General features: G+C 29.5%; 18 protein-coding genes and 1 pseudogene. 18 read left to right on the top strand and 1 reads right to left on the bottom strand.

Features of this window, described 5'->3' with window-relative positions; all coding sequences use genetic code 11:
* Nucleotides 1-185: 185 nt before the first annotated feature.
* Nucleotides 186-2,219 (top strand): Na+/H+ antiporter, encoded by a 2,034-nt coding sequence (locus T483_RS0105860; RefSeq protein ID WP_026886009.1) that lies wholly within the window; start codon nt 186-188, stop codon nt 2,217-2,219.
* A 138-nt stretch (nt 2,220-2,357) separates the two neighbouring features.
* Here T483_RS0105860 and T483_RS0105855 read toward each other — a convergent pair whose 3' ends face one another.
* The gene (locus T483_RS0105855) at nt 2,358-3,611 is read right to left on the bottom strand and encodes a DUF4179 domain-containing protein (RefSeq protein ID WP_026886008.1); all 1,254 of its coding nucleotides are present in this window, start codon (nt 3,609-3,611) and stop codon (nt 2,358-2,360) included.
* 530 nt (nt 3,612-4,141) lie between these two features.
* Here T483_RS0105855 and T483_RS32045 point away from each other — a divergent pair.
* The 17 genes and pseudogenes from T483_RS32045 to T483_RS0105775 all read left to right on the top strand — a co-directional run bounded on the left by T483_RS32045 (nt 4,142) and on the right by T483_RS0105775 (nt 21,784).
* Nucleotides 4,142-4,396, top strand: coding sequence for a hypothetical protein (locus T483_RS32045; RefSeq protein ID WP_242841809.1), 255 nt, complete (start codon nt 4,142-4,144; stop codon nt 4,394-4,396).
* A gap of 116 nt (nt 4,397-4,512) precedes the next feature.
* On the top strand, nt 4,513-4,920 hold the full coding sequence (locus T483_RS32040) for a CPBP family intramembrane glutamic endopeptidase (RefSeq protein ID WP_347460303.1): 408 nt from the start codon (nt 4,513-4,515) through the stop codon (nt 4,918-4,920).
* Nucleotides 4,921-5,288: 368 nt separating this feature from the next.
* The gene (locus tag T483_RS0105845) at nt 5,289-5,612 is read left to right on the top strand and encodes a hypothetical protein (protein WP_026886007.1); all 324 of its coding nucleotides are present in this window, start codon (nt 5,289-5,291) and stop codon (nt 5,610-5,612) included.
* Nucleotides 5,613-5,745: 133 nt separating this feature from the next.
* Entirely contained in the window at nt 5,746-6,060 is a 315-nt protein-coding gene (locus T483_RS0105840; RefSeq protein WP_080696926.1) for a hypothetical protein, read from the top strand.
* A 469-nt stretch (nt 6,061-6,529) separates the two neighbouring features.
* Nucleotides 6,530-7,969 carry an ATP-binding protein gene (locus tag T483_RS0105835; RefSeq protein ID WP_026886005.1) on the top strand — a complete coding sequence of 480 codons (1,440 nt, stop codon included), beginning with the start codon at nt 6,530-6,532 and terminating at the stop codon, nt 7,967-7,969.
* 134 nt (nt 7,970-8,103) lie between these two features.
* The gene (locus T483_RS0105830) at nt 8,104-10,047 is read left to right on the top strand and encodes an NAD(P)/FAD-dependent oxidoreductase (RefSeq protein WP_026886004.1); all 1,944 of its coding nucleotides are present in this window, start codon (nt 8,104-8,106) and stop codon (nt 10,045-10,047) included.
* A gap of 346 nt (nt 10,048-10,393) precedes the next feature.
* Nucleotides 10,394-12,025 carry a thiamine pyrophosphate-binding protein gene (locus T483_RS0105825; protein ID WP_026886003.1) on the top strand — a complete coding sequence of 544 codons (1,632 nt, stop codon included), beginning with the start codon at nt 10,394-10,396 and terminating at the stop codon, nt 12,023-12,025.
* Nucleotides 12,026-12,029: 4 nt separating this feature from the next.
* On the top strand, nt 12,030-12,398 hold the full coding sequence (locus T483_RS0105820; protein WP_026886002.1) for a carboxymuconolactone decarboxylase family protein: 369 nt from the start codon (nt 12,030-12,032) through the stop codon (nt 12,396-12,398).
* Nucleotides 12,399-13,037: 639 nt separating this feature from the next.
* A complete protein-coding gene (gene helD, locus T483_RS0105815) occupies nt 13,038-15,275 on the top strand; it encodes an RNA polymerase recycling motor HelD (RefSeq protein WP_026886001.1) in 2,238 nt (745 codons plus the stop codon).
* Between the two features lie 375 nt (nt 15,276-15,650).
* Nucleotides 15,651-16,682, top strand: a complete 1,032-nt coding sequence (locus T483_RS0105810; RefSeq protein ID WP_026886000.1) for a helix-turn-helix domain-containing protein — start codon at nt 15,651-15,653, stop codon at nt 16,680-16,682.
* Between the two features lie 177 nt (nt 16,683-16,859).
* Entirely contained in the window at nt 16,860-17,228 is a 369-nt protein-coding gene (locus T483_RS0105805) for a YkvA family protein (protein ID WP_026885999.1), read from the top strand.
* A 258-nt stretch (nt 17,229-17,486) separates the two neighbouring features.
* A complete protein-coding gene (locus tag T483_RS0105800; protein ID WP_026885998.1) occupies nt 17,487-18,233 on the top strand; it encodes an alpha/beta fold hydrolase in 747 nt (248 codons plus the stop codon).
* A 143-nt stretch (nt 18,234-18,376) separates the two neighbouring features.
* Nucleotides 18,377-18,784, top strand: coding sequence for a MerR family transcriptional regulator (locus tag T483_RS0105795; RefSeq protein ID WP_026885997.1), 408 nt, complete (start codon nt 18,377-18,379; stop codon nt 18,782-18,784).
* 125 nt (nt 18,785-18,909) lie between these two features.
* A complete protein-coding gene (locus T483_RS0105790; RefSeq protein ID WP_026885996.1) occupies nt 18,910-19,719 on the top strand; it encodes an EFR1 family ferrodoxin in 810 nt (269 codons plus the stop codon).
* 68 nt (nt 19,720-19,787) lie between these two features.
* A pseudogene (locus T483_RS28750) lies at nt 19,788-20,395 on the top strand (GyrI-like domain-containing protein).
* Between the two features lie 62 nt (nt 20,396-20,457).
* On the top strand, nt 20,458-20,916 hold the full coding sequence (locus T483_RS0105780) for a hypothetical protein (RefSeq protein ID WP_026885995.1): 459 nt from the start codon (nt 20,458-20,460) through the stop codon (nt 20,914-20,916).
* A 106-nt stretch (nt 20,917-21,022) separates the two neighbouring features.
* Complete coding sequence (locus T483_RS0105775) at nt 21,023-21,784, top strand: EFR1 family ferrodoxin (protein WP_026885994.1); 762 nt, start codon at nt 21,023-21,025, stop codon at nt 21,782-21,784.
* Nucleotides 21,785-21,804: the final 20 nt, after the last annotated feature.

Raw genomic sequence — 21,804 nt, 5'->3', positions numbered from 1 at the left:
ATAGAACTTATTAGCTTCTAAAAAGCTAATAAGTTTTTTTATATTTATAGGGCAGACTAGAAGTAAGATTACAAGGATTACATCCCCAAAATACTAATTTATAAAAAGTGTTATTGTTGAGTAATTTTATCATGTATAATAGTAATAACATATAAGTTAAAATAGACCAGAGGAGGGGATATGAAGTGGATTTACTAATGACGATATTATTACTTATGGGATGTTTATTGATTTCAAATATTATTAGTCACTATGTTCCATCTATACCTACAGCTTTGACACAAATTGTTTTGGGTGTAATTATTGCATTTGCATTTAAACATACTTCTTTTGAATTAGAAGAAGAATGGTTTTTTCTATTATTCGTAGCACCGATTTTATATAATGATGGAAAATACTTTCCACGAGAAGAGTTATGGAAAATGAGGCGTTCAATATTTGGAAATTCTTTAATATTAGTTTTATTAGCAACTATAGGTGGAGGATATTTTATTCATTGGATGATACCAGAAATTCCGCTTGCAGCTGCCTTTGCATTAGCAGCTATTTTATCACCAACTGATCCAGTGGCTGTGAATGGTATAGCAAAGAGAATTCATATACCTGAAAAAGTACTAACTCTTGTTAAAGGAGAATCTTTGATAAATGATGCATCAGGTATAGTAGCCTTTAATTATGCTATAGCTGCTGTAGTAACAGGCTATTTCTCATTAAAAGACGCAATTTTAAATTTTTCGTATTTATTTTTAGCGGGGGCAGTCTTAGGGTTGATTTTTGCCTTGATTTTGACATTAATAAGATTTAATTTGCGTAAAGAGGGAATAAATGATGTTGTCTTTCACTCCCTTTTGCAGATATTAGCTCCATTTGTAATATTTATAATTACTGAAGAACTTTTGCACGCATCAGGAGTAATTGCTGTGGTGGTTGCAGGTATTGTTCATTCACTTATCAGCAGAAGATTTGAAACTAGCATAGCGGAAGAGCAGGTACTTACAGAAAATATATGGTCAATTATTTTATTTGTGTTAAATGGAATTGTATTTTTATTATTGGGATTAAATATTCCTTTATCAATGAGTGACACAATAGCTGATCCCTATATAGGAAATTTAAAAGCTATCGGGTATGTTATTGCAATTGGATTTGTTATTTTGGCAATTCGTTTTATTTGGTCTTATATTTCAGCTTTTTATGAATATCGTTTAAGCAAAAGTAAAAATATAGAAGTGCCTAATGTAAGGATAGCGTTATTAACTAGTTTAACAGGTGTTAGAGGTACGGTTACAATGGCGGGAGTTCTATCAATACCTTTTTTCTTGGATAACGGAGATGCATTTCCAGAACGTTCACTGATACTTTTTTTAACTGCTGGTGTAATATTATTTACATTAATATGCGCAACAATATTTCTACCATTTTTATGTAAAGGCGAATTAGAAGAAGATAAAAAGATTGGGGATAAAAACCTAATCGAAGCCAAAAATAAACTTTTATTTGCTGGTATTAAAGCTATTGAGTCAGAAATAAATGATAAAAATGAAGCAGTGGCTTATGAATTAATTCATGAATATAAACATATATCTCAAAATCTTAGATTTGAGCAAACTTCAAACGCAGTCGAGAGAAATTTTAATCAACAAGAAATGGTTGAAATACAATTAATAGCGTTAAAGGCAGAACGAAAATATATTAATGAATTAATGGGTAAAAGTGAGATTGATGAACAAGTATTTAAAGCACTTGACAAATCTTTAGATTATAGAGAAGAAGTCTTTCTAAGAAATCCTAGTCAAGATACTATGTTTCTTGTAAGAAAATTAATGAGAGCAACGAAAATTTTTTACAAAAAGTCCAAAAAGAGAAAAGAAATCAAGCTAAATAATTTGAAATTAGTAAAAGATATTCAATTGAAATCCTTTCAAGCTGCAATTGAAGTCTTAGAGGAATATCTAAGAAGTCATGAAGGATCAAACGCTGCACAAGACATAATTCTATATTATAGAACCATGATTAATAGATTCAAAAGAAACGTAGTTAAATATAATGAGGAAAGCATAAAACAAAAGGAAGAACTAAGAATTAAAGCCATGGATATAGAGCGTTCAGCAGTTCGTAATATGTATGAATCAGGAGAAATTACTAGAGAAGAATCAAATGAATTAAGAAGGTATATAAATTATATTGAAAGTGTGATTTTATATAAGCATGCAGAATAATTCATATAAATAACTATGATAAAACAGTTTTTATGGTATGGCATGCAATGGGTTATGCTTTTCCATGTTAAGGACAACAGTGAAACAAAGAGTAGAATAAAGCAGTAGCTTGATTAGATGCTGCTTTATTTCATTATTTTATTTAGAAATTTGTATTTCACTTCCTAGATTATATCTATCTATTTGTTGTATATTATCTCTAGAAATTATATCAAATGCTTTATCTTTTTCTACATTATTAAACTCTACGATATATCCAAGAGCAACATTTGGGTCTTTATAGAAACTCATATTTTTATCGCTATCATAATTAGAGTAATAAACTTGACCTTCTGTAAGATGATAATACATACTCATGCTACTTGCCATTAATAAACTTGCTTTTTCTGAACTTCCCTTACAATATACTTTTACAGTATTATCATTTCTTTCAATATTATATATTTCCCCTTTACTTCCATCAGAAAAATCGAAAGATTTTGAATAGGTTACATTATTAGTTGTTTCTTTATTTGTATCTTCTTTTTTATTACCATTTTCATGTGTTTTTCTAAATTCGTCCCAAGTTATATTACAAGTTAAAGGCATTATGCTTATATCTTTCTGGTCTTTAAGAATATCATAGGTGGCTGTATTTGATTCATATCTCCCTTTTATTACTTTATCATCTGAAGAACTTCCAGAAGATCTTAACTTATACATTTTATCTCCAACCTTTAAGATCATTGAAGAATCCATATACCTATCATCATGGTCTTTTTGAGGTTCGCTATAAGTAACTGTTGTTCCTAAAACATCAGATTCTAATTTATCTAAGGTCCTGTCAGATCCAGAAATTTTTGTTGATAAATCTTTTTCAATTATGTTATTAAAAGATCCTGAAAAATCTGCGTTTGCATCCATCCCTATGTTAACTTTATAATTGGGAAATACTACATCTAGCCTTAAATCACCACTTTCAGGAAATTCTTCGTCGTCATTGTCTTGATCTATAGTAATTAATAGAGTTTTATCATCTATAAAATCAGTGGACATACCTTCTCCGCCCCGGTGAGTTTCACCATAAAGTAATTGAAATATTGAATTATCATTGTATTTAGTTTTATCAAAAGGTTGTGTGCTTTCAACTTTAATCACTGCATTTAACTTATGCTTTGTTACAACTGCCTTTTCTAATGTTACCTTTAATCCATTTTGAGTAACGCTCTTATTTATATCAACTGAATAATCTTTATAAGTAGCTGCAGCCGAAGTTGTACTACTTGTGTAAGAAGAAATTGCTTGTACATTATCAGCTGCTAAAGCTGGCATTTCTAATGCACCCATGGTTAACATAAAGCCCATAATTCCAAGAGCTGGCCCTAATAATTTACTAATTTTTTTGTTTATCATTGATAATTTTCCCCCTAACTAATAAGTAATAAATTGTGAGCGATAAGTGATAAGTGAGAGTCCAAATTTTACATTTGGTTACTCGAACTTAGCTAACAATAGTATGATATTAGCTTCCTTTGTAGTTCTTTTGGTGTATAAAACTTAGGTCATGATATTTAATTCGACTAAGTTTGTTTTTTTATCGCACAATTAATTATATCCCTATAATGGAAAACAATCAATTAATTTACATTGGAGTTCGAAAAGATGGTAAGATATTCATAAGGCTATTTATGGAAGACTTAACTACAATTCATCAGCACATAATCTGTAAACATAAGAATCATGTGTAGTACAAAACCAGTAAATCACTTATAAAAAATAAGACCATCGCTTAGTGTCGAAATGTAGTATTCATAAACGCTATTTTTTAGTTGCTTTCAAGCAAGTTTTCAGAAATAGGACTAAGAAAATAGATACACAAAATGTTACATTGCAGATAAAAGTTTTTAGTAAAGGTACATCGAACTTAACAAGGAGATGATTTTGTGAATCTAAAAAAAGTTATTGCCTATATTACAATTTCTTATAGTTTTACCTGGACATTGTGGCTGCCATTACTATTAAATAGGCACTTTGGTATGAACTTGCCAATAATATCAGGACAATTTTATATTTCTTCATTTGGACCATTTATAGGAGCAGTAGTAACGTCACTAGTTATGGGAGGCTTTAAATCTTTAGGCGAGTGGGCAAAACGTGCTTATTCTATAAGGTTTAAATCTAAATGGGTTATAATATAATTGGCTTTTCATTTATTCTTTGAGATTATAGCAGTAATGCACATAGAATTGTTGTAGGCATATGGCCAGATTTTACTCGATTTGGGTTAACAAATAAACTGCTTGGATTAAATTTATTGGAAACAACTATAATTTGGATCTTGACTTTTGGTTTAGGAGAAGAATCAGGCTGGAGGGGATTTTTATTGCCCGAGCTTTGTAAGAAATTTTCTATTAAAAATAGTGCATTAATTGTTGCTGCCATTTGGCTCTTTTGGCACCTGCCTGCCTTTTGGTTCAATGAAAATTATATGAATATGGGCCTTGGAATCATAGGTTGGGGGATAAGCCTTACTTTTGGATCAATATTTTTAGCTTGGCTATGTCAAGGCAGTGAATTTAGTGTTATTCCAGTTTTAATTTGGCATGGTGGTTTTGACCTTTTGACAGCTAGTGATCAGGCGGCGCAAGTTATGGCAATGGTTTGTAGCGTGTTTGTGATAATTCAAGGTGTATATATTAGCAGAAAACTACCTTCACGCTGAATGCTTCATTGTATTTAATTATAAGAGATATTTAAGAAAATATAGATTTAAAACACTTTTTAACAATAGTATATTTTTATTAAACTTTTTATATTAAGAAGTATATATAAGAAATATATATAATAGTCTATAAAGTTAAAAATGATCTAAGAATAAATTATCTTAGGTCATTTATTCTTAGATCATTTTATTATATGCAGTGGGAATTAATCTAGTCTCTAATAAAATCCTCCTGAAAGTAGAGTTGAAATTTAATTGCTTTACCGGGGATATATAAAACAGTAAAAGTAAATAGAAATATTTACTTTAGTTTAATATGTATATTATTATCAGCCATACGTATAATAAATTTGAAAGGTGGTCGTATAATGAGGAAACACTCTGCTTTAGTAATGATTTTATTATGTCTTTTATTTGGAATGTTTAAGCCAATTCAGGTATATGCTGTTAATAACTTTAAAGAAGGTGTTTATAAAGCAGTAGATTTAAACTTTTCTCCCAATAGTACTTATTTTATTCAAAATATTTCAAACACAGATAGCATTCGTGTGTTTATATTTGATGAGAATCAGCTCGAAATACAATCTATACAATTAGAGCCTACACAAAGAAGATATAATTTAGTTCCTCTGAAACCTGAATACAGAATCGCATTAGTTGGAAAGGGAGAAGCCTATATTGATGTTGGCTAAAGAGAGAGTTATATATTACTTTTTATATGTGTTCAGAACTAACTATTTTACTTAATGTTTATTTTAGATTAATGAAACAGAATTATAATGTAGTATTTAGCTATATATGATAAATTTGAAAGGTGGTTCAATGATGAAAAAGTTAACTACTTTATTAATAATAATGACTCTTTTATTTAATATATTTTTGTTAACACCTGTATTTGCTGTTACTAATTTTAAAGAAGGTGTTTATCAATTATCTAGTTTTAATATTACCTCAGATAATCTCTATAGTATTGAAAATATATCTTCTAGCGATGCTGTTTATGTGCTCATTTTGGATGAAAATCAACGTACATTGCAGGCACTACGTTTATCTGCAAATTCTCAAAAGTATAATTTAATACCACTAAAGCCTAGCTATAGAATTCTAATTGTTGGTAATGGGGAAGTGGTTATTGTTTAATTAATTACTGCAGCTTTTTTTGCATTGTAAGCTAATTTTAAAAAATATTTTTTAAATGAACATAGTTTTAAATAAAACTTTTTTTAAATTTAAAAAGGAAAAAAGTTAAGAATTTAAAAACAAAAAAAGTTAACAATGTTACAATTTATATTAGAGGTATGGTTAAGATGCATTAAAAGGTTTTCTAAGAGACAAGTGTTATGAAATATGATAATAATAAAGATGGTTGGAAAATTATTTTTACAAATTTGAATTATTTTGAGCAATATTGGTTGCACTTTTACATTTTTTTGCGGCTTTATGAATGCAAAATATAAATTATATATGAATTTATTGTAAATTATGAAATTAATTAGAATAAATATTCCGATAATATAAACTTAGTGATATAATAGGTGAGTAAATTATGTAAAAAAGTGAATCAATATACATAAATTACTAAAGTTTTCTTTTGAGGAGGCAATATACGTTGCAAGATATAGATGAGCAAGAAGCAGATTACATTATAGAGTCAAAAAAGAAGTGTAGAAAATTAGGATTAGATCCTAGTAATCCCAGAATGTCCCTAAATGCTATGTCAAAATTAGAGCTTGCCAGAAAGAAAGATATGTATAAAGAAGTTTTAGAGGTTGTAGAATTTTTTAGTGATAAAATGATTAAATCATTAGAGGGTACTCCTATATTAGTAACTATAACAGATGAAAATGGATATTTATTAGAGATTCTTGGCGATGAGACCATAGGTGACATAATGTTTAAATTGGGAATTAAGCCAGGCATTCAATTCAGTGAAGAAGATATGGGGACAAATGTGGTTAGTTTAACACTTAAGCAAAATCATCCAATGGAACTAATAGGAAAAAGTCATTTTCATAATTATTTACACGGTTGTGCTTGTTATGGAGCACCATTTCATTATTCAGATGATGATAATCTTCTTGGAACTATATGTATTATGACTGCTGTTATACTTCATAATCCCTTTTTCTTAATGACATTAACGACTGTGGTTGATGCCATAGAACGAGAACTATTACTTAGAAAACAAAACCGTAAAATAAATAGACAAAAAGAACTATTATATGAATCAGAAAAAAAGCAAAGAGAGATATTAGAAAAAGATCTTGTAATGAAGGATGAATTTATAACCCTTATTACTCATGAATTCAAAACTCCAATAAATGTTATTTATTCAGCTATTCAACTGATTGAACAAGTATATATTAATCAGATTCCTCAATCAGTCAAAAACTTAATAGCAAGTATAAAGCGAAATGCTTTCAGGCAGTTAAGGCTTGTAAATAATTTGCTAGATATTACTAAGTTAAAAGCAGATCAATTTAAATTAAACAAAAAAAATATAGATATTGTATTTATAACACAATTAATTGCAGAGTCTATAAAAATATATGCAGAACAAAAGAAAATCGTGTTTGAATTTAAAACTAATACATATAGCTTAAATACTTCAATAGATGATGAAAAATATGAACGCATAATTTTGAATCTTTTATCAAATGCAATAAAATTCACACCAGAAGGTGGAAATATAACTGTTGAGATTACAGAAAATATGAAGAATAAAACAGTATCAATTGCTGTAATTGATACTGGGGTAGGGATTCCAGAAGATAAGCGTGAAGTGATTTTTGAACGATTTGGACAAGTTGATAATAATCTTTCAAGACAGGCAGAAGGTAGTGGTATTGGTTTAGCATTAGTAAAGATGTTGGTAGAAATATTAGAAGGAAGCATAGAGGTAGAAAGTGAATTGGGAATTGGCAGTAAATTTACAATAACGCTACCTATTAAAGAAGTTACATTTGAGGAGAAAAGCAATGCATTCATATCTTCAGATAACGGATTAGTAAATGCCATTAATGTTGAATTTTCTGATATTTATTTTTAAGATGGAGATCTATCAAAATAATCTGTAAAAAGTTGTTTAGAGTTTAATTATTAGTTAATAAATAAGCAATTTATCTCATGTCTGTTAAACAACTTTTATATTGTGAGTATAGAGAAGGGAATGACAGAACTATTATGGACTATAAGAAGTTATTTACACCATTTAAGATTGGAAACATGGAGGTTAAGAATAGAATAGTTTTTTCGCCTATAGGAATTAATGCATCTAATAGCAATGGTACTATTTCAAATGATGAAATTGATTATTATGAAGAGCGTGCAAAAGGCGGAGCTGGACTTATAATTATGGGCGCTCAATTTATTTCACAGGATATAGCACAAGGTCCTCTTTCAGGTATACTAGATCATACGTATGCAATACCAAAACTTACTACTCTTTGTGAAACTGTACAAAGATACGGAGCAAAAATAGCTGCTCAATTATGTTGTGGTACAGGACGTGATGCACTTCCAAACGAATATGGAGAGCCACCGATGTCAGCATCACCTATACCAGCAGCATATAATAGAAAAGTTAATTGTAGGCCTATGAGTCATGACGATATAAAAGAAATTATTAAAAAATTTGCATGTTCTGCCAAAATCGTTAAAAATGCAGGTTTTGATGCGATTGAGATACATGGACATGCTGGAGATTTAATAGATCAATTTATGTCTCCAATATGGAATAAACGTGAGGATGAGTATGGTGGAACAGATGAAAAACGTGCTAGATTCCCTATAGAAATTGTTCGTTCAATAAGAAATGCTGTTGGACCACATATGCCAATATTATTTCGAATATCACTTGATCATCGCTTTGAAGGTGGGCGTACTATTGAAGATAGCATGCATCTTATTAAGCTACTAGAAGAAGCAGGAGTTGATGCCATAGATATAGATGCAGGATCGTCTGAAGCAATTGATTATGTTTTTCCACCTTCATATCTAGGAGATGCATGTATGGAATATTTATGTGAGCCTACACGCAGAGCTGTTAATATTCCAATACTTAATTCTGGCAATCATACACCCGAAACAGCAGTTAGGTTAATAGAATCTGGGAACGCTGATTTTGTCATGTTTGGACGTCCTCTAATTGCAGATCCAGAAATGCCAAATAAGCTTATGAATGGTAATCGTGAAGATGTAAAACCATGCATTCGCTGTAATGAGGGATGCATAGGACGTATTGCAGTTCGATTTACTAAGTTAAGCTGTTCGGTGAATCCGCAAGCTTGCAATGAAAAACGTTTTGAAATTAAATGTACTAAAACTCCACAAAATGTCGTAGTTATAGGAGCTGGACCCGCAGGGTTAGAGGCAGCACGTGTTGCTGCAATTGAAGGACATAAGGTTACTCTCTTTGAAAAAGAAAAAGTAATTGGTGGACAGATAGCAGCAGTTTCAACACCTGCTTTTAAGAGTCAGTTGCGTAGATTAATAGATTGGTATGGTGTTCAGCTTAAGAAATTGAATGTTAAAATTCAACTAGACACAGAAGTTTCAGCTGCTGATGATATATTAGCAAAGTGCGATAAAATAATTATAGGAACTGGTGCAGTTCCTTCTAGGCCTCAGATTCCTGGTATTGATAGTTCAAATGTTATTAATTTAATTGAGGCACATAAAAATAAAGAATTATTAAAAGGTGAAAATATTGTTATATGTGGTGGCGGCTTATCAGGTTGTGATAGTGCTTTAGAATTCGCTACAGAAGACGGTAAGAAAGTTACGATTATTGAAATGTCAGATGCAGTTGCAAAGGATGCTTTGTTTGCTAATGCAGCATCATTAATACCCATGATTTATAAAGTAGGAGTAAAAATTTATACAAATAGTAAAGTTACATCAATTGATAGCAAAGGTGTATATATAGAAAGATGTGATGGTACATCTGAATTTATAAAAGCTGATAGTGTGATTAATGCATTTGGTATGATAAAGAACAATAAACTAGCAGAAGAAATAAAAGAAAAATATTATGCAAAAACAAGAGCCATAGGCGATTGTGAAGAGGTGGGTAATGTAGGAAAAGCTGTACATAGGGGATTTTATGCAGCGCTTAGTTTGCAATAAAGCTAAACTTGATTCAGGTGAATTATTACATGCATTTGAATATTATCTGAATTATAGCCAAAAAAGTACCTAGCAGATCACAAAGTCACAATTTATAATCAACGGCAATATATTTATTGTTCACCCCACTGTTGTCTATAAAGTAATTATATAAGTGAGAGTTAAAATCTATGATTTAGCTACTACTTAATTAACCATTTAATGAATTATACTTATTTGAACTTATTAAGACAAGTTTTATATATAGATCTAGGGTGCTACAGCGGTTGAACATTAGATAAGATGATTAATGTTTTTTAAATTATTTTTTAGAATGTTAATATGAATCATAGAAGGAGAGATACATATGAAAAGAATATCATCTATTTTAGCATCAAATTTTAGGAAGTGGGGAGTTAGTCATGTTTTTGGGATACCTGGGAGACCGATTGAATCTTTAATTATGGAATTATATAAGCAAGATATAAATTTTATTTTAAGCAAACATGAAAGTGGCTCTGGCTATGCAGCGGCAGGCTATTCATTAATAAACAGGAAATTAGGAGTAGCTCTTGTAACTTCTGGACCTGGAGGCACAAACGCATTAACTGCTGCAGGACAAGCGAATGCTTACCATGTACCAGTATTATTTATCACTGGGCAACAATCCATGCATAATGTGGGAAAAGCTATGGGACAAGATTCGACAATTTTTGGTACGGATTTAGTTAGAATGTTTGAATCAGTTACTAAATTTAGTGCCAGAGTAGAGAGAGCTGATCAGTTTAAATTATATCTGCAACATGCATTGGAAAAAGCGTATTCAGGAGTCAAGGGACCAGTCCATTTATCAATACCTATGGATATACTTGATGAAGAAATAGATCAATTTGAACTTGATTTACCGAATAATATGGATAAACTAATATCCTCAAGATTGGATGAGTTTGTTAATAAACTTGATAATGCTAGAAAACCTGTGATTTTGGCAGGTAAAGGTATTCATTCTAGTTTAGCTTATGAAGAAGTTAAAAGTCTAGCCGAAATTTGGGACATACCAGTTATGACGACTCCAGGGGGAAAAGGAACATTTGCTGAAAATCATCCGTTATCACTTGGTGCATTAGGTTTAGGCGGTACAGATAAATCAAGTGAATATATAAAGGAAGATATAGACTTAATGATAGTAATAGGAAGTAAACTATCTGATATGTCTTTAGTAGGAATATCACCAGACAATTATCCTAAAGAAGTAGTTCATTTAGATTATGATAATACATTCATAGAAAAAGCATTACTAGTTCAAACATTACCTATTACTGGTGATATTAAAGCAAATCTACAGCTAGTATTAGATGAAATTAAAGATAGGAGAAGAAATAAATATACTTTATTAGAAGAAAACTATGAATTTAAAAATAGTATTAAAGGAAATAGTAAGTATCTTTCATCTGCTCATTCTATGGAAATAATAAGAAAAGGATTGCCAGATGATGCTATTGTTTTTGGTGATGATGGAAGTCATTCTTTTTACGCAATAAGATATTTTAATATCAGAAAACCAGGTACATTCTTTTTTGATGATGTATTTGGAGCTATGGGGCATGCTATAGGTTACTCAATTGGAGCACAGCTAGCAACCTATAATTCTAGAATTATCTGCATAACTGGTGATGGATGTACTTTTATGCAGGGAACCGAAATCTCAACGGCAGCAAATTATAATATTCCAGTTACTTTTATAATAATAAATAATGGAAGACTAGATATGGTGGATAAAGGTATGAAAAAGAATTTAGGACATGCAGTTGGAACAACATATAGTGTATCATTAAATGCTAAAAAATTTGGTGAATCACTAGGCGTAAAATCATATAGATGCTGCAATGAATTTGAATTAAAAAAAGCGTTAGAAATTTCGAATTTACATAAGGAAGCAATTTTAATAGAAGTTATGGTTGATCCAAATGAAATACCACCAACTATGAAAAGGGGATAGTAAAATGAATAAAGATTATGAAAACGGAATCAATATGTTAAAACAAATGACAGATGAAAATGGTGAACAAATGATAAACTCTGTGGGAGAAATATTTCCGGATTTTTTGGATAAAATGATTTCTTTTGGATTTGGTCAAATATATGCAAGACCAAATTTGGATTTGAAAACAAGAGAAGTTGTAACTATAACTGCACTTATAACACAAGGTGCATTTGAACAATTAGATTTCCATATAAAAGGAGCTCTTAAAGCTGGATTAAAACAAGAGGAGATATTAGAAATTATTTTGCAATGTGCAGCATATGTAGGTTTCCCTAAAGCTTGCAGCGCATTAGGAATTGCAGGAAAAATTTTCGCTGAAAAGCACTAAGTTGGAGATTACTTCCATGACTGAATTTTCCAACTTTTAATGTGGCAAGCAGTAAATGAAACAACATTTAACTGAAATTCGGCTCACGTTCGTTGCTAAGTAAGTGATTCTTACACAATAAAAGATTTTGGTTATCTTATAACATATTTCTGCATGCTCCTAAATCATTAAGATAAGTACTAATTATTTTCAAATGTTTGTTTTATATTATGATTTTCGTGATTGGAAAAATGCATGTGATTTCTGGTATGGGTGCACACAAAAAATGTAACAATAATAGATAGTATAAAGATAAACAAATTATAAGCTAGATCTAGACTATGAAATATACCCTTGTTTCAGCAAGCTATGTGCATAAATTCAGATTTCGCTTGGTTTATCTATAATTCAGCATATAAATTTAATTTATAAAGTAGCAGAAAGTTAATAAAGGGAGTGCCGAAAAAATTAATCATTCTTCGACACTCCCTTTACTATTGACACAACAAAATAAAAACGATACAATAAGTTAGATATCGCTTTTGTGAAGTGTTATGTATAAAACTCTAATTATATTATACACTTCAGAAAAAGCAATGTCAATAGAGTTTAAAAATAATTTTACAAAATTATTTTATCATAAGGAGTGAAATATAAATTATGAACAATAACGACTTTGAATGGAAACTTGAACGTGAATGGCTGCAGGAGGTACTTAAAGAAGCTCAAAAACAACTTGATGAAAAACGTAACTTTAAAGAAAAATTTAGAAGTGATGCAATTGAAATGCAAAAGGAGTTATGGGAGAATGTTGGATCTGTTTCTGTAAATAATGGATTAGAACAGATTGTAGAATTTATGCAGTCTGTTAATACCATGAAAATACAGAAGAGAACTCATGAGTTCACAAGAAAGCTTGAGCAAAAATACGAAAGAGTACTTTTATCCCCATATTTTGCAAGAATGGATTTTAATGAAAAAGGGGAGGAGAGAGCAGAAAAGTGCTATATAGGAATATCTAATCTTATTAATGAAAATTTTGATTTTCTAATATATGACTGGAGAGCGCCAATTTCAAGTATGTTTTATGATTACGAAATTGGACAAGCAAAGTTTAAATGTCCTGAGGGTATAGTAGAGGGTGAACTTACACTTAAAAGACAGTATAAAATTAATAATGGTAAAATTGAATATATGTTTGACAGTAATCTTAAGATAGATGATGAAGTATTGCAGGATATCTTGAGTAAAAGTACCGACACCAAGATGAAAGGGATAGTAACAACTATACAAAGAGAGCAAAATAAAGTAATTCGTAATGAGGAATATAAAAATTTGATTGTTCAAGGACCAGCTGGAAGTGGTAAGACTTCTGTCGCTCTTCATAGAATTGCTTATCTTTTATATAAGCATAGGGATAAAATAACTCCTAAAAATATAGTGATATTCTCGCCAAATGATATTTTTAATGAGTATATTTCTGATGTATTACCTGAACTTGGAGAAGATAATATGTGTCAGACTACATTTAAGGAATATATGCACAAAGCCTTGGGCAGTGGACTTAATAAGGAAAACTATAGCGAAATGATGGAATACATTTTAGCATCAAAGAAGGAAGCTGATTATCAAATAAGAATCAATAATATAAAGTTTAAATCATCAATGGAGTTTATAGATATATTAAAGCGTTATGTAACCTTTATGGAAAAGGAAGATACAAGCTTTAAAAATATCACATTTAGAGGAGAGTTAATAATTTCTTCGAAGGATTTAGAAGAATTATTTTTCAAAGATTATGTAAATCTTCCGCGAAAAAGGAGGCTTCAAAAGATAAGAGAGAGATTTTTATTTCTTTTAAAGCCTTATGAAGAACATCGTATAGAAGAGGTGGCTGATGAACTTAAAGATTCAGGTTCTTATTTAGATAAAGCTGAAATTATAGAACATAGTACAGCTATAGTAAAGAATGAGCTGAACCAGGTTTATCATGAAATAAATAGAGCGACAAAATTTGATTTATTGGATATTTATAAAAATCTATTTGAGAATCTTGAGTTTTTCTTGAAAGATTCAAATATTGAATTAAGTGAGAAGAAAATTAATGAAATAAGAAGCTATACTTTAGAGAAAATAAAAGTACGCAAGCTTAATTATGAGGATCAGCTCGCCATTCTATATCTAAAAGGTGCTATGGGAGATCTTCCTAAGACCTCAGAAATCAAATACGTTATTATTGACGAGGCCCAGGATTATTCACCGCTTCAGTATGAAATTTTTTACCAGCTTTTTAACCATGCAAATATGACTATGCTGGGGGATTTAAATCAATCCATACACCCGTTCATGAATGTAGGAGACTATAAAAATATATCTCATATATTTGCAGAAAATAATACCTGCATAATAAACTTAACAAAAAGTTACAGATCAACAATGGAAATTACTAAATTTTCAAGAAGGTTCCTTAATAAGGAAATTCATGCTCAATGCGTGGAAAGAAGTGGAGAAGAACCTTTGCTTCTTGGTTTTTTTAATGAAGAAGCTATAAAAGAAAAACTTCTTGAAGATGTAAAAATATATAATCAGAAAAATTATAAATCTATTGGAATCATAACAAAAACTGCAAAGGAAGCGAATGAGGTATATAATTTCTTAAAAAATAAGACTAATGCTAGAGCAATAATGAAGGATGACGATGAATATGTGAGTGGCACATTGGTAATCCCTGCTTATCTTGCTAAAGGATTAGAATTTGATGTGGTGCTTATATATAATGCAGGAGATGAAAATTACAGTTGCGAAGAGGAGAGACTTCTGCTTTATACTGCATGTACCAGAGCACTTCATGTTTTACGAGTATACTACTCAGGAAATATAACACCATTACTTAAGTAAAATTATTATTGAGTGTTTAATAACCTTGCGTGAGAAGTTTAATAAAAGGCAAAAGAAGACTATGACCAAAATTATATTAAAATCAGTATGAAGTACAGATGAATTAAAAAAATAAGACTGACATCTCATGCTGATATTTTAAATGGTGATATTATATAAAAAATTAACTATTGGTTAATTTTTATTAATAAAAGATGAAAAGTCTTCAATTGCCCCAATTATGTAGCTTTGATATCATTTAATTATAAGGTTCTGAGATGATAGTGAAATTTATATAGATATCGGCCGAAATTGAGATATTTCAAATTTTCAATGAGGAACCTAATATTATTTTAGTTAATCAATAAGAACATAATAAATAGAGGAGTTAATTTTATGATGATAAGTGAAGTTATTAGGCATTATAGAAAAAAGGAAAATCTTACTCAAGAGCAGGTTGCAGATTATTTAAATGTAAGTACTCCAGCAGTAAATAAGTGGGAAAATGGAGTTTCATATCCAGATATAACATTGCTACCACCTCTTGCACGTGTCTTAAAAATAGATGTTAACACTTTATTGGCATTTAATGAGGAATTAACAGATACGGAAGTAAAAAAACTTACAAAAGAGGTGGGTGAAACTGCATCAAAAGAGGGAATTAAAAAAGCTTTTGAGAAAGGCAATGATTTAATTAAACAATATCCAGGCTGTGATGAGTTAATATTAATGATATCAGAAGTGTTGAGAATATATTTATTAGGATCTCAAATTGAGGAAAAAGAAAAATACGAAAGAAAAATTATTGCATGGCTTGAGCTCGTGGCAGCAGGCAACAAAGAAAAGACTGCTTCAATGGCAAAAATAGATTTATCAGCGATTTATAGGGAGAAAAAAGAGTATGAAAAAGCTCAAGAAATATTAGATAAAATTCCAGAAGTAGATGTAGATAAAAAAATTCAACAAGCAATATTATTTGAAAGTATGGGTAAAATAGATGAGGCTTATGTGGTTTGGGAAAATAAATTATGGAAAAATGGACATGATACATTAACTGCGTTATCTTTTATAATAAAGCTACTATATAAGGAAAAAAGATTTAGCGAAGCAGAAACATATGTAGAGCGTGCTAAAGCGGCTGTAGAAGTATTTGATTTTGGACCATACCATAAGCATGAATTAGACTTATGGCATGCAATAGAAAATCATGAAAAGGAAAAAACAATAAAAGCAATTATAAATATGATAAATGATGCAGATGCCATGGGTTATGCAATTAAATCAAAACTATACACGCATATTAAATTTGATGTAACTAATAATTGGACTAAAGATAAATATAAAGATTTAGTAAAGAGGGGATTAAAAAAGAGAAAGAATATTGATTTTGTTAAAGATGATCCAAGAGTAAAGTCTCTGTTGGAATAAACAATATTAAGTCTATTTTATTTTAAAATTAGAAATAAAATGGACTTAATATTTATCTAAGTGATTTTTAATTTTGCATAAATTTAAGGATATTGAAGCATACATAATATAAAGTAAAAAAGAATTGTATTACTATAAGTTTGTAGTAAAAATAATCTTATTAAAGGAGATTTAAATTTGGGACTAAAAGACAGAGTGAGAAAATTAAAATCAGATATACCTGCCGTATACAGATCATTAAGAAAGAAGGAAACCCCAGTAATTGCAAAAGTCTTTGCAATGATTACAATTATATATGCGTTATCACCAATTGATCTTATACCTGATTTTATACCTGTTATAGGTTTGCTGGATGACATAATTTTACTTCCAATACTTATTACAATAACAATAAAATTTATACCAGAAGAAATACTTAGAAAATGTAGAATTGAAGCAGAAAACTTATGGATTAACGGAAAACCTAAAAGGTGGTATTTTGCCATACCAATTTTATTAGTATGGATAGCGTTAATATTTCTAACATTAAAACTTTTTACAATTTAAAATAGAAAAAATATAAGAAGAAAGATGAAAATACCAAATATATCAATAAAATAAGAAGCGAAATACAATTGAATTAACAATATATGTTATAATAACTATAAAGATAGTAGCTTATTATAAAACGATAAGTTATGAGATAGGAGGTATTATAATGGGAATTTTTAATAGGATTTAATAGTCTATATTTTAGAGTAGTTACTAATTCTCCGGTGTAGACTATAAAGAAAGTTTCTAATGTTTATTACTGGGAGGTAAAAGATGTCTTATTTTAAATATCAAAATTTTAATATTTTCTACAAAGTATATGGTAAAGGAAAACCTTTAATTATAATACATGGGGATACAGCGTCTTCGAAAATGTTTATGCCAGAATTAAATTTTTATTCTAAAAACTTTAAGGTGATCTTGCTAGATTTAGTAGGACAGGGCAGATCTCAAAGAGCAAGCGAATTACCTTTAAATTATTGGCATTTTAATGCAATGCTAGTTATTGAATTATGTAAATATATAGGTATTGAAAATGTTAATTTATTAGGAACAAGCGGCGGTGCTATTATTGCTTTAAATGCAGCGTTAGAGAACCCAAACTTATTTGATAAAATAATATTAGATAGTTTTATGGGAGAAAACTTATCCTGTGAGTTTGCTCAAAAAATTTTGAATGATAGACAAGTAGCAAAAAAGAAGTTAAGTTCAAAGTTATTTTGGTTTATGATGCACGGATTTGATTGGAAAAATGTTATTGATCAAAATACAAATCTAGTCATGAAATTTTCAAGATATAGAGGCGATTTTTTCGAGGCCAGTCTTAACAATATAAAAAATCGGACTCTAATTACAGGAAGTTTGAAAGATGATATAATACCCAATATAGAAAATGTATTAAAAAACATCAATTTGAAAATAGAAAATTCTAAATTAGTATTTTTTAAGTATGGAAATCATCCAGCTATGTTTAGTAATAGAAAAGAGTTTAGAAATTTAGTACTTAACTTTTTGATGTAAATTACAAAAATGTTACGTCATTAAAACCCAATATGCATAAATCAAGATGCCACATTATTCATAATGAGTTTTGTGGCATTTTTTTGTAATGCGAATGATGTTTGTAATAGATGCTATAATTGGTGTATTGAGGAAGATGAATTATGAAAAAAGACGAGTGCAATATTGGAAAATTAGTTAAGGAATTAAATATCAATAAAGAGACTATAAGATATTATGAAAAAATTGGATTGATCTCTGAAACTAAACGTGATAAAAACGGGTATAGGTTATATTCGGAGGAAGATATAGAAAAGATTAAATTTATACTTATTATTAAAAAATTTGGTTTCTCATTGAGGGAAATAAGTACATTAATGCATAATGAAGTTTTATGCGGTGATATTACAAGAATTAGGGAACTTGTTGGAAATAAGATAAATGAGATTAATAGTAAAATGAATGAGCTTATAGAAACAAAAAATCTGCTTGAAAAGGTAAAGAAAAATATATTAGATAAGAATTTAGGATGTTGTGGTGATATGGAAGTTTATTTGAAAATTAAATCTTGACTGTGTAGTATAGTACATGCCTTAAAATATCATTAAAAACTAGTATATCTATTTAAATATGATAATTTTTATAATAAGAGTTCTAAGGAAATTACTTGATTATGAAAATGAAATGGGAGGTTTTTATGATAATAGAAGAGGAAACAATATTATATTTTTCAGGAACAGGTAACAGCTTGCAAGTAGCCAATGATATAGCACGTGAATTAGGCAATTTTAATTTGTGCAAAATAACTTCACTTGTATCAAAAGAAAAAATAAAGATTGAAGGAAAAACACTTGGAATAGTTTTTCCTGTAATCTATAATCGTTTGCCATTGGTTGTAGAGAGAATTATGAAAAATCTAGAAATTAATAAAGATACGTATGTTTTTGCGGTAGCAACTCATGGTGGAACACCAGCTGAAGTGTTAAATAAACTAAAAAAGTTATTGCAAAATAATAATATAATGCTTAATTCTGGTTTTTTAATCCATATGCCATTAAATAATATTTTTGCTTTTGGATCAATTTCTATTGAAAAACAAAACAAAATTTTTCAAAAAGAAAGATATAAAGTAAAACATATAGCACATATAGTTGCAAAACACGAAAATTACAAATGTGAAGTTAGCCCATTAATATTTGATACATTAATTGATAAGATTTTTATCAAAACTACCGACAAGATAGTGAAAAACCTACATCTAAGAGATAAAGATTTTTGGGTTGATGATAATTGTAATGGCTGCAGATTATGTGAAAAAATTTGTCCTGTCAATAACATACAGTTTAATATTAATAAGCCAATATGGAAACATAATTGCGAGCAGTGTGCAGCTTGTATTCAATACTGTCCGAAAGAAGCAATTCAATGGAGAACGAAAACTAAGAAAAGAAGAAGATATAGAAATCCTAATATAAGTATTAATGAACTTATAGGGTATTGGTATTAAAAATTATTTATAATATGCCAGACTGTTGTCATATTTAACAATTTATAATGATTATGGAGGTGTTGATTTTGAAATATGAATGGAGAAAAGAGGAAAAAGATATCTATCTGCCAAAAGAAAAACCAACTTTAGTTAAAATCCCTAAAGCAAAATATTTCTGTATTAAAGGAAAAGGAAATCCGAATGATGGAGATTTTTCTAATAGAATTGCTGTAATATATTCTCTTGCCTATGCAGTAAGAATGATGCCTAAAAATGGCTTTATACCTGATGGATATTTTGAATATACTGTTTATCCGTTAGAAGGATTATGGGATATAAATGAAGGTGGTAAGAGTAGTAAAGTATTTAATAAAGATGAACTTATATATACTATAATGATAAAACAACCAGATTTTGTGAACGAAGAAGTGGCTAAGAAAGCTTTTGAAATTGCTAACAAGAAGAAGCTAGATAAATTATTAGAAGAAGTTTATTTTGATGAAATAGAAGATGGATTATACACATAGGTTCTTATGATACTGAACCAGAAACTTTTAGTAAGATGAAAGACTATATTAACGAAAATTATTTAAAAATAAAAAGCTTAGTTCATAGAGAAATATATTTATCAGACGCTAGAAAATCTGAAAGAGATAAATTAAAAACAGTATTAAGATATACGGTAACTAAATAGTAAACTTAAATTTATACAAGAGTTAAAATTAATAATCATTTATATAATAAAGGAGAAATATTATGGCATATAAATTGAAAGAAATAACAATAAGAACAAATAATTCTGATAAGGGAATAAAAATGATTGATGAACTATGGGGGGATATTGCAAGTGGTAAATTACCTCTTCTTTTTGATAGTGAACATATACTTCAAAAAGATGCTTCTCCAATTTCAAAATATAGTAACTATTCTAGCGATGAAAGAGGAGATTATGACCTTACAATAATGAATGTAACACCTGATTTTTTTGAGAAAATGGAAATGAAAGTGAGTACAGGCTTATATAAGAAATACGATGAAAAAGATGAAGATGGAAAAATAGATGTGTGTGCAAAAAAAGCATGGGAAAAGGTATGGAGTGAACAAAGTGCGGGAGATATAAAGAGAGCATTTACTGAAGATTATGAGAGTACCGTGCCTGGTGAGTATACGAAAGATGGAAAAGCACATTGCTATTTATATATTTCTATTAAATAAAATATAAAATAAGATTGCAGACATAATCCTAAATTTATAAATTTAGGTCTGAGCAATATTTATAAATTAATCTTATATTAGAGGAAAGAAGTGATGGAGCAAAGAGATGTTAGGAATATATTTTAGTGGAACAGGTAACACAAAACATTGTATTGAACTGTTCGTAAAAGAACTTGATGCGATAGCGAAAAGTATTTCAATTGAAGATGAGAGTGTGCTAGATGAAATGCAAAAAAGTGACTTTATCGTTCTAGCGTATCCAATTTATTTCAGCAACTTACCTAAAATAATGAGAGATTTTATTTTGCAGAATAAACAAAAGTTTATTGATAAAAAAGTTTTTATCATTGCTACTATGGGATTGTTCAGTGGCGATGGGGCAGGTTGTAGTGCAAGGTTACTTTCAAAATATGGTGCAGAGATTGTTGGCGGGCTTCATTTAAAAATGCCTGATTGTATAGGTGATGAAAAGCTATTAAAGAAAACATTAGAGCAAAATAAAGTTATTGTAGAGCAAGCGCATATAAAGATAAAAAAGTCTGTAAATCTCGTAAAAGAAAATAATCCCACACAAGATGGTATTGGGTTTATCTATCATATTGCAGGTCTTTTTGGACAAAGACTTTGGTTCTATGGAAAAACAAAAGAATATTCAAATAAGCTTAGAATCAACAATAAGAAATGTGTTGCTTGTGGTGTCTGCGTAAATCTATGCCCGATGAAAAACTTATCTATTATAAATCAGAGCTTAGTTCAAAAAGGAAGATGCACCATGTGTTATAGGTGTATTAGCAATTGTCCTAAGCAGGTAATTACTCTGTTAGGAAAAAAGATATATGAGCAATGTAAAATAGAGAAATATATCTGATGAACAAAATGAGAATATAC

Source organism: Clostridium beijerinckii HUN142, assembly GCF_000621745.1.
In the GTDB taxonomy this organism is placed as follows: Bacteria; Bacillota; Clostridia; order Clostridiales; family Clostridiaceae; genus Clostridium; species Clostridium beijerinckii_A.
The sequence above is the reverse complement of the archived record's forward strand: the minus strand, read 5'-3'. Positions and strand labels throughout refer to the sequence as shown.